The sequence below is a fragment of the Pseudomonas sp. PA-4-8C genome, from assembly GCF_021606625.1.
In the GTDB taxonomy this organism is placed as follows: domain Bacteria; phylum Pseudomonadota; class Gammaproteobacteria; order Pseudomonadales; family Pseudomonadaceae; genus Aquipseudomonas; species Aquipseudomonas lactis.
Genome location: NZ_WKCD01000210.1, coordinates 1 through 9,919, shown reverse-complemented (window position 1 = coordinate 9,919; position 9,919 = coordinate 1). Strand labels below are relative to the sequence as shown.

General features: G+C 58.0%; 14 protein-coding genes. All 14 read left to right on the top strand.

Translation table 11 applies throughout. The features are described 5' to 3' along the window. The coding region (locus tag GIW04_RS22865; RefSeq protein WP_236479211.1) for a hypothetical protein at nt 1-836 on the top strand (836 nt) is incomplete at its 5' end. Nucleotides 837-838: 2 nt separating this feature from the next. After that, nucleotides 839-1,141 (top strand): hypothetical protein, encoded by a 303-nt coding sequence (locus tag GIW04_RS22860; RefSeq protein ID WP_164692256.1) that lies wholly within the window; start codon nt 839-841, stop codon nt 1,139-1,141. Nucleotides 1,142-1,228: 87 nt separating this feature from the next. Further along, complete coding sequence (locus GIW04_RS22855; protein ID WP_003189022.1) at nt 1,229-1,402, top strand: hypothetical protein; 174 nt, start codon at nt 1,229-1,231, stop codon at nt 1,400-1,402. Between the two features lie 2 nt (nt 1,403-1,404). After that, nucleotides 1,405-2,571, top strand: a complete 1,167-nt coding sequence (locus GIW04_RS22850) for a tail protein (RefSeq protein ID WP_034135800.1) — start codon at nt 1,405-1,407, stop codon at nt 2,569-2,571. Next, on the top strand, nt 2,571-3,077 hold the full coding sequence (locus tag GIW04_RS22845) for a phage major tail tube protein (RefSeq protein ID WP_003189025.1): 507 nt from the start codon (nt 2,571-2,573) through the stop codon (nt 3,075-3,077). Before GIW04_RS22850 ends, GIW04_RS22845 begins: the two co-directional genes overlap by 1 nt. Nucleotides 3,078-3,258: 181 nt before the next feature. After that, a complete protein-coding gene (locus GIW04_RS22840; RefSeq protein ID WP_003189027.1) occupies nt 3,259-3,831 on the top strand; it encodes a phage tail assembly protein in 573 nt (190 codons plus the stop codon). Between the two features lie 127 nt (nt 3,832-3,958). Further along, nucleotides 3,959-5,788 carry a phage tail tape measure protein gene (locus GIW04_RS22835; RefSeq protein WP_120247581.1) on the top strand — a complete coding sequence of 610 codons (1,830 nt, stop codon included), beginning with the start codon at nt 3,959-3,961 and terminating at the stop codon, nt 5,786-5,788. Continuing rightward, the gene (locus GIW04_RS22830) at nt 5,788-6,171 is read left to right on the top strand and encodes a phage tail protein (RefSeq protein WP_003189031.1); all 384 of its coding nucleotides are present in this window, start codon (nt 5,788-5,790) and stop codon (nt 6,169-6,171) included. The genes GIW04_RS22835 and GIW04_RS22830 overlap by 1 nt, the downstream gene beginning before the upstream one ends. Next, nucleotides 6,164-6,376, top strand: coding sequence for a tail protein X (locus GIW04_RS22825; RefSeq protein ID WP_003189032.1), 213 nt, complete (start codon nt 6,164-6,166; stop codon nt 6,374-6,376). Before GIW04_RS22830 ends, GIW04_RS22825 begins: the two co-directional genes overlap by 8 nt. Before the next feature lie 9 nt (nt 6,377-6,385). Beyond that, nucleotides 6,386-7,402, top strand: coding sequence for a contractile injection system protein, VgrG/Pvc8 family (locus GIW04_RS22820; RefSeq protein ID WP_034135797.1), 1,017 nt, complete (start codon nt 6,386-6,388; stop codon nt 7,400-7,402). 63 nt (nt 7,403-7,465) lie between these two features. Further along, nucleotides 7,466-8,227: an N-acetylmuramoyl-L-alanine amidase gene (locus GIW04_RS22815; RefSeq protein WP_003189035.1), complete on the top strand. Its 762-nt coding sequence runs from the start codon at nt 7,466-7,468 to the stop codon at nt 8,225-8,227. Nucleotides 8,228-8,269: 42 nt separating this feature from the next. Beyond that, nucleotides 8,270-8,827: a glycoside hydrolase family 19 protein gene (locus GIW04_RS22810; RefSeq protein ID WP_120247582.1), complete on the top strand. Its 558-nt coding sequence runs from the start codon at nt 8,270-8,272 to the stop codon at nt 8,825-8,827. Next, a complete protein-coding gene (locus GIW04_RS22805) occupies nt 8,815-9,309 on the top strand; it encodes a lysis system i-spanin subunit Rz (RefSeq protein WP_120247583.1) in 495 nt (164 codons plus the stop codon). Before GIW04_RS22810 ends, GIW04_RS22805 begins: the two co-directional genes overlap by 13 nt. A gap of 81 nt (nt 9,310-9,390) precedes the next feature. Beyond that, nucleotides 9,391-9,891: a CinA family protein gene (locus tag GIW04_RS22800; protein WP_003189041.1), complete on the top strand. Its 501-nt coding sequence runs from the start codon at nt 9,391-9,393 to the stop codon at nt 9,889-9,891. The last annotated feature ends 28 nt before the right edge of the window (nt 9,892-9,919 follow it).

The following is a 9,919-nucleotide window of genomic DNA, read 5'->3' as shown; positions in this document are numbered from 1 at the left end:
AAGTAGTAGCACTGACAAAAGTGCTGGAAAGATTAACTGACAGGGAGTTGATGATGGGACTTGAAACGACTATCACGAAAGTTGTGGATGCATGTAACAAGCTTACGGAGGCGGTTACCAACCAAATTGGGAAGATTGATGCGCGGGTGGAGGTGGCTTCGAGTCAGTTTACTGCTTGGCGTAACAGTGTGCAGGCTAAGGATATTAATGGCCGTGCCTCTTATACACAAACAATTGATCTTACGGGACTTTCTACCAATATTTTTTATCCGGTCTGGTGGCGTATGCCAGGTAACGAGAGAGGTATGTCGGAGATCATAATTTCCAGGAACTATGGCTTGGACGCAGGCCTCAATCCATTCAACAACAATTTTGAGCCACATGTCGCCGGTCTAAATCTGCAAATGGAGGGCTGTGGGATCCCATGGAATGGGGACGCTAATTTTTTGACTATCAAGCGCATCTCTCAAACCTACCGAGAGACCGTCCGTCGTGCTCAATTCGGGATGTGGTCGTACGTCCGTCCGGTCACTGGCTTGAAGCCCATCTGGCTTAACCAGATACCAGGCACATTGGTCTCGTCCCCGCAGGAATCTGGCTGCTATTTGCGTGGCGGGCTGACGTATATCGTCACCAAGAGCTTTGAGGAGCCTGTGAAGTACAGTCGCTCAGATGCTGAAGTGGAATTGAGCCAAGCAGTGACCCCTGAATATGAAATTTGCTGGAAGGTGAAACCGTTTGCGATAACCGCCACCGAACTTGGAGAAACTTATCCGGAAAGCCGCTTGGCTTATACGTTGGATAACGATCTGCGTTACACAGCAAAAGGGGTATGAAGATGGTTGGATATATCAAAACACTACTGCTTCCCTCCGGAGAGACGCTGATCAATGTTCCTGCGGACCGCCCAACATTGATGGCATTGGGATTTGACGAGGTTCGCGCAGATGAACTCGTCATGCAGGCGGAAAGCAATGCCAAGTTGGAGAGCGTTATCTCTGCGCGTCGTACGTTGTACGTAACTGAAGCTGATCCATTGTTTCTGGAATGGCAATACGACGAAACTCCAGAAAAAGAAAAGGCCTGGCGTGACAAAGTCGCCAAAATCAAGGCGCTTTACCCCTTGCCTGATCGCAACTGACCCCCACCGCGAAAGCGGTTTTTTTCGCCTCCCCAAAGCCCCTCCCCGCAGGGGCTTTTTGCATTTTCCACCCGGAGATTTCCACCCATGCCCACCCGCCAAACCTACACCGTCCTCATCCCATTCCCCATCGGCAACGGCCATTGGTCCACCGCTGGCGAGGAGCTGGAACTGCTCGACGTCGAAGCATCCGCCCTGCGCACCGCTGGCCGTCTGGAACTGACCAGCGTCCTCAACTCCACCCCCAAGAAGGCTGAATAACCATGGCAGAAGTCCTGAACTTCGAGCACAACGGCATCACTGTGAATGCCACTGAATCCCCCGAGGCCATGGGTGGCCTTGGCGATAACGTCATTGGCCTGGTCGGCACTGCGCCGAATGCCCACGCGTCGATCCCCAAAAACGCGCCGTTTCGTATCAACAGCTTCACCACCCAGGCGCTGCTGGACCCCGCCGGCACCGAGTCGGGCACCTTGTTCCAGGCGGTGTACCAGATCCTCAAAGTGGTCAAGGTGCCGGTCTATGTAGTCATCGTCGAAGAGGGCGCTACCCCGGCCGACACGATCAACAATGTGATAGGCGGCAACGACCCGGTCACCGGTCGCAAGCTGGGCCTGGCTGCCCTGAGCAGCGTCCCTGAAGACCTGACCATCATCGGCGCTCCAGGCTTCACGGGCACCAAAGCCGTAGCCGGTGAGTTCGCCTCGTTCGGCAAACGCATCAAGGCCCGTGTGGTGCTCGATGGCAAGGACGCGTCGGTGGCCGACCAAGTGACCTACAGCGGCGAGCTGGGCGGTGCCGACCTGGGCTTCGACCGTTGCCTGCTGGTGCACAACATGCCGTCGGTGTACTCCAAGGCTGCGAAGAAGAATGTGTTCCTGTCGCCATCCTCGCTGGCCATCGCCGCACTGGCCAAGGTCAAGCAGTGGGAAAGCCCGGGTAATCAGGTGACCTTCGCCGAGGACGTTTCCCGCGTGGTCGAGTACAACATCCTCGACACCTCCACCGAAGGCGACCTGCTCAACCGATACGGCGTGAGCTACTACGCCCGCACCATCCTCGGCGGCTTCTCCCTGCTGGGTAACCGCTCCATCACCGGCAAGTTCATCAGCTACGTCGGCCTGGAAGATGCCATCAGCCGCAAGCTGGTCAAGGCCGGCCAGAAAGCCATGGCCAAGAACCTCACCAAGTCCTTCATGGACCAGGAGGTCAAGCGCATCAACGACTGGCTGCAAACCCTGGTGGCCGACGAAACCATTCCCGGCGGCAGCGTGTACCTGCACCCGGAACTGAACAGCGTCGAGAAGTACAAGAACGGTACCTGGTTCATCGTCATCGACTACGGCCGCTACGCGCCGAACGAACACATGGTTTATCAACTCAACGCCCGCGATGAAATCATCGAGCAGTTCCTGGAGGACGTTCTCTAATGTTTACCAACCGAGTCAGACAGGCCATTGCGGCCACCCTTCAAGGCCTGCCGTTGTCCGCAACCGTAGAAGAGTTCACCCCGCCGAAGATCGAGTTCGACATGGAAGCCATGTCCGGCGGGCGCTTTATTGCCGAGGAAATGGCCAAGAGCGGCAAGGTGCTCAATGCCAAGCTGGTGCTGCAAGGTGCCGGCCCGGAAATCATGCTGGCCCTGGGCGTGCGCATGGGCGACGACATTTTGCTGAACGTGCGTGAAGCCGGTCAGGACCAGGACGGCAAGACCTACTTCACCTACCACACCGTCGGCGGCAAGCTCAAATCCCTGGAGGAGGCGAAGCTGAAAATGGGTGACAAGGCCACCACCACGCTGGAGCTGTCCTGCCGTACCTACAACCGTCTGGAAAATGGCATTTCGGTGATCGACATCGATGTACGCACCCAGAAGTTTGTGCTCAACGGCGTCGACATTCTTGGCGATGCGCGCCGTGCCGTGCTGATGCCTTAAAGATGACTGCTATCTAAGGCGGGCACGATCAATGTGGGAGCTGGCTTGCCTGCGATGCAGGCGACTCGGTGTATCTGGTGTATCGAGTGGATGCTATCGCAGGCAAGCCAGCTTCCACACGGACCGCGCGCAGATTTAGATTTGCGGTGCTTTTCAACACTGCTCAACAAGGAATTGCCCCATGGCCTGGATGCCACCGTTGCACATCCTGCTGTCCCCGATCACCGCCGATACCGGTGCGACGATCCAGCAGGTTCAGCTCAAACCGTTGTTCTACGCCGCGCAAAAAGACGCGCTGGCCCGGGCCGGTGATGACGAGGACGACCAGTTCTTCGAACTGGCGAAACTCGCCACCGGCCTGTCGGAAAAAGAGCTCGACCAACTCAAGCGCCCGGACTACGTAAGCATTGCTCAATACGTACACGAAATGTCGACGCGGCCGGCTTCGTTCTTTTTGAATGAGCACGAAGCGACGCCCCACGATCAGCCTGTCCCTCTGCTCTTGCCCCTGGAAGCCGCTGGCCGAACCCTCACCGAACTGCCCCTGGAAATGCCGGCCCTGCGCGCCACCAAGGTGATGAAAAAACTCGCCACCAACAAAGAGCGCGCCGAGTTCATCACCGCCCATTGCACCGGCCTGATGATCCCCGACCTGGCCGGTTTGACCGTGCCCGACTGGACCGAACTGCAGGAGCGTATCGACGATTTTTTAAATCAACCGGCGGCCTTCTTTCGCAGCGCGACATCGAAGTAATCCTCGATGTGGTGCCGCTGATCTACTCGGTCAATGAGGCGGAGATCCTCGACTGGGACGCCGGAAAAGCATTGCGCCGCTACGACATTGCGATCACTCGCCTTGGCGTCAAACAGGAGTAAGCGAGATGCAGGACAATTATTCGCTCGCCTATGCCGTCGCCAGGAATGGCCGGGATGCGTTCGGCAGTACAGACGGCGCACATGACGCCGATATCCTCAGCCCTGGCGCGTTGTCGGTTGGCAGCTCAACCCCGTCAACAGATTTGGCTGCCTTGTCCGGAACCGTTGCCGCACTCACCAGCGCAACGCTCAAACTTGATGAGCTCGCACTGTCGCTCGGCTCATTGCGTGAGGGTGTGGATTCTCTCGACACGGCGCTGTCGTCGCTGAGGGCAATTGAGGTGCGTTCACCCAAGCTGGGTGAGCAGGCAGAATCGAAGACAGTGTCTGAATCCGCTTCGACTACCTCAGAGAATTTGCGCCATACCCGCGAGGCCATGACGCTGGGCACCGCGCAGATAATCGACCTGGCAAGTGCGCTGCAGCATTCAGGCAGCCAACTGAAGTTTGATAAAACCGCAACGTCGGAAAAGTCGATCAAGGTGCTGCGCGAGGAGTCCAGCGAAAGCGGCAAACGTTTCTCTACGACCCTGGATGCCACGCCGGTATGGGGCGAAGCGCTTTGGCTGAAAGCCAAGACGGGCCTGATGGACAGCGCCAGTGACGTGGCTAAAGATTCACCGGCTCTGGCGGGCGCGATTAAAACGGCTGGAGCTATTACGCCGGTGTTTTCCAGCTTTTTTTCAAGTGTGGGAGACACGATAAAAAACCGCGTTGCTGGCAACGTGGTTGATGCGACGCTGGGTAAGCTTCCCGGCGTTGGCAAGCTGTTCAAGGATGGCGGTTCTGCGAAAGATAAATCGTGCTGTTGTGCGACGGCCACTCAGCACCCTATCGAAAGTCCTCGTTCGCGCTCGCAGGGCTCGCGCGGGAAAAAGAGCCCTCGTCAGTCGAAGTCGCAAAAAAAGCAGAGCGCTCAAAACACTCAGCGCGCGCAGATCAGGCAGCAAAAACAGCCGCTAGTGCCCAGAACAGCCTCGACCAAACGATCGCCTGCCAGCAAAAAAGGCGGTGTATTTTCCAGGCTGCTAACCAGCCTCGAACGTGATGCAAAGGCATTGTTACCAGCGCCGTTCTTAGGCTTCGATGAGGGGCGGGCGGTTCAAAGGTTACAACCGCGTGCGGTCGCGGCGAACCGTCCAAGCAAGAGCAGATCTTCAGGCCAGTCGACAGCGAGCAGAGGCCCTGGGCTGATCGAGGCAGTAGAGCGCAAGCTTATCCCCATGTCTTCCGAAGGCCGGGTAACTGCTGCTGCGCCCCATACTCGCCATTTCAGTCGTGAGGCTTTGCCTGGCCCGCTGAAGATGCCTTCCAACCCGCTGGGAACAGTGAGCAAATTGGGAGTGGCCGGTGCTCGCCGCCTTGGCCCGATGAGGTACGCCGACACTGCTTTGGATGTGATTCAGGGCGTACGCAACGGGGATGCCAAGGCAGTCGGGACTGGCCTGAGCACCGCCGGTGGCGCCTGGGCCGGAGCGTCCGCTGGCGCCGCGCTCGGTACCCTGGTTTTCCCCGGTGTCGGCACCGCAATCGGCGGCGCCATCGGTGGCCTGCTGGGCAGCGAGGCGGGCAGTTGGCTGGGTGACAAGGTGTTTGGCGCAAATGATCGCCTACCTGCGCCCAACGCGCTGAGCAAGGAACTCAACAGTGCCCGTACCGACAATGTCCAGGTCACGCTCTCACCGAGCATCCAGATTACCGGCGTTAACCCGGCGGATGCCCAGCAAGTCGTCAATCAAGTGATCCAGGCCCTGCAGTTCCAATGCGTGCCGATGGTCACTGATTCCCTGGGCATTCGACGCAACGCGGCATTGGCCGATCCAGGAGGTGATTGATGCGACAACAAATGGTACTGGGCGACTTTATTTTCGGGTTATCCCGAGGGTTCGCCTATTCCACACTGACCCGCAACAGCGATGGCGGTTGGAGCGACCTGGCGATTATCGCCAGCAAACCCCAGTCGCGGCAGAACGGCCAGAAGCTGGAAAAACTCACGTTCAGCGGCACAGCCATGCGCGCCACTGGCATGCAGCGCCTGGACGAATTGCGCGCTTTGCAAAATGCGCGAGCGCCGTTGCCGCTGGTGGATGGCATCGGCCGCAACTGGGGCCTGTGGCGTATCAACTCGGTAGTGGAAGCCCAAAGCAATGTGATCGATGACGGCACCGCCATGGTCATGAACTGGACCCTTGAGCTGGAGGAATTCGTCAATGCGTAGAGTACGAAGTATTGCCGGTGATTCGGTCAACCTGTTGCTTTACCGCGAATTGGGCCGTTGCGATGACACCGCCGAAGAAACCCTTTGGCGCTTGAACCCCGAACTCGCCGAATACGGCCCGGTACTGCCAGCCGGTGTCTGGGTGATCGTGCCTGAGATACAAGCACGACCGGCTGCCATGCGGCCCGTTCTGGCCTGGGATTGAGGAGGCTGCATGGCACAGGGATTTACGCCGATCGTGGAGTTCTACGGCGCCAACGCGGCGCTGCTCAATCAACGCCTGATGCACTGGAGCCACACCGACGCTGCAGGCATCGAGACCGATCGACTGGAACTGACCCTTAATATCGAAGGGTTGGAAGGCTTGCCCAGCCTCAGTGGCAAGATCGGCCTGCGCGTCGGATATAAGGAAACGGGGCTGGTGGAAAAAGGCGAATTTGTGATCACTCAGCGAACCCCGGTGCTGTTTCCGATGCGCCTGATGATCGTCGCCACCGCCGCGCCCTTCAGCGTGGTGGATAAAAGCGGCTACCGCCAGCGCCGTTCCGCCAGCCATGGGCCGACCACCTTGGGCGCCTTGTTTCGCCAACTGGTCAGCCGTCATGGTTTTTCACCGCGTGTGGCACCGACGTTGGACGGTATTGCGATTGAGCATATCGATCAGTCAAACGAAAGCGACATGGCCTTCATCACCCGCCTGGCCAAGCGTTACAACGCGGTCACCAAGCCGTTCAACGAACTCTATGTGCTGGCCGAAGCGGGGCAAGCCAAATCACTCACCGGCCAGCTATTGCCCGAAGTGAAGCTGTCCGTGACACACGACAACCGCCCGGGAAACCAGGCCTTTATCACCGCCAAACTTGATGAAAAATCACGTTCCAAATACATGGGCAGCCGCGTCAGCTGGTGGGACGCCGCCGCCGGCAAGCAGCGCGTGGTCCAGGTCGGGATTGCCCCGTTCAAGACCTTGCGCCAGCCCTGCCAGAACGAAGCCGAAGCCTGTGCCGTGGCCGAAGGCGAACTGCGTCGCGTGGGCCGTGAAGGCTTGAAGTTACAGATCGATTGCCCAGGTAACCCGTTGCTGGCGGCCGAAGGGTTGCTGATGCTGGATGACACCTGGCCTGTGTACATGCAGGGGCGCTGGTCGATCACCAAGGTGACCCACGTTGGTGATCCAGCGACGGGATATCGCAGTTCGATCATCGCTGGTGGTTTGGCGGAACAGGCCTGACGCGCATTGTTCAGACCCGCTTAAGCCCCCCAACAACGTACTTATAGGAAAGAGGTCTGTTCCATGTATACGATTGACTACAACGCGTATCGCACTCTTAAACCCTACGGCAAACGCGTACGCTTCTTAGTGTTGCATTACACTGCCCAGGATTTTTCTGAGTCGATAAAGTCTCTGACCACCGGCGCTGCAAGTGCTCATTATCTGATCCCGGATCCAACAGATTCGAGCTACATTGCCGCGGGTCACAAAGGGCAGAAAATTTTCAACTTGGTGGCGGAAGAGGACCGTGCGTGGCATGCGGGCGTTAGCCAGTGGGCCGGACGCTCAGGCTTGAATGATACCTCTATCGGTATCGAGATCGTCAATCAGGCCACGGATGTCGACGGTGTATTCACGTTCCCCGACTACGAGGCTTCACAAATCCTAGCCCTCAAGCAATTGGCGATTAATATTCTGCAACGTTACCCGGACATGACGCCGAAAAACGTGATCGCCCATTCAGATATTGCAGTCGGTCGCAAATCAGACCCGGGTCCGAAGCTTCCCTGGAAAGAACTTGCTGAGGCCGGTATTGGCGCTTGGTACGACGACTCAATCAAACACAAATACCTTCGGCGGTTCAATTGCCAAATGCCTGGGCGCGAGCAAGTGGTCGAGGCTTTTGCCAGCTATGGCTACGGCATTGATGCGCCCGCCTCTGATGTGTTCTTTAGTGCGTTGGTACGTGCTTTTCAACTGCACTTTCGCCCTGAAAACTATAACGGTGTGCTTGATGCAGAAACGTGCGCGATTTTGTATGCACTGAATGAAAAATACGCTTGAGTCGTGTTTCATTTAACACTCGACTTCAGGGAGGAGGGCTGCATGGTTGTGTCTGAGCAACAGCTAATTAAAGTGTTACCAAGCTCCCGCCTTAAAGCGGGAGTTTTCATTTCGGTCTTAAACACGGCCATGTCTCGTTACCAAATCACCACACCCCAGCGCACTGCCGCATTCCTTGCCCAAGTGGGCCATGAGTCGGGTCAGTTGTTCTATGTCCGCGAACTGGGCAGTGATCAATACCTGAGCAAATACGACACAGGCACCTTGGCGGCGCGCCTGGGCAACACCCCAGAAGCGGACGGTGATGGGCAAATGTATCGGGGCAGGGGGCTGATCCAGATAACCGGGCGTCGCAATTACATGGCGTGCAGCCAAGCGCTGTTCGGTGACGATCGCCTGCTGCGACAACCAAAATTGTTGGAGCAGCCACAATGGGCCTGCGAATCCGCCGCCTGGTTCTGGCAAAGCAACGGCCTCAACGAGCTCGCCGACAAAGACCAGTTCACCACCATCACCCGCCGCATCAACGGCGGCCTCAATGGCCTGGACGCCCGTTTGCAATTGTGGGCGCGGGCGAAGGCGGTGCTATGCGTTTCCTAGGCGCGTTTGGCTTGATCGGTGTGTGTCTGCTCATGGCGCTTGTGTGGCAGGTGCAGGCATGGCGATACGGGGCGCAGTTGGAGCTGCAATCAGTCCGACATGCACAGGCGCTCAGCCAGCAAAACCAGGCAATCCTCCACCAGCAACAGGCCGAACAGACCAAACGCCAGGCCCTTGAACAACAGCTCTCTACTAGTGACCATCAATACATTCAGGAATTGAACGATGCCCAACGCAACCAAGCTGCTCTGCGCGACCGCCTGGCCACTGCTGATGTGCGGCTGTCAGTCCTTCTCGCCACCGTCGCCAGTGGCTGCACAGTGCCTGCCGCCCCCAGCGCCGGCGGCGTGGTTCATGCAGCCTCGCGAGCCCGACTTGACCCGGCGCATGCTCAGCGAATTATCCGCATCACCGACGACGGCGATAACGCCCTGATCGCCTTGCGTGCTTGCCAGGCCTACGTGCAGGCCGTCGCGCATTAGTCTCTTGATGCACTCTGTGTCTTGCATGGTCGATGGGCTCCTGTAGGGTAGGCAAACCCCCGCCCATTCTTGGAGACGACCGTGAAGGAAATCACTCAACTGGCTGCCGAACTGGGGCGCCGTTTGCAGGTGCTCAGTGCCCACGTCACCACTGCCGAGTCCTGTACCGGCGGCGGTATTGCCGAAGCCATCACGCGGATCCCGGGCAGTTCGGCCTGGTTCGAGGCGGGCTATGTCACTTATTCCAACCGGCAGAAGACCCGGCAACTGAATGTGCCGGAAAAGCTGTTTGCCAAAGTCGGGGCCGTCAGCCAGGAAGTGGTGGAAGCGATGGCCCGCGGCGCGCAGGAAAAAAGCCTGGCGCGGTTTGCCGTGGCGGTCAGTGGGGTCGCGGGCCCCGATGGCGGTTCGCCGGACAAGCCGGTGGGTACCGTTTGGCTGGCCTTTGCCGTGGGCGACGAAATTACGGCCGAGCTTGCGCACTTCCCCGGCAACCGCGACGAGGTCCGCCGACAAACGGTAAAAGCCGCGCTGGAGGGCTTGTTGCGACGAGCTGCAGCAGAAATAGACAATCAGGGGTAGGCGATCACCGATCTTTGTGGAACAATAC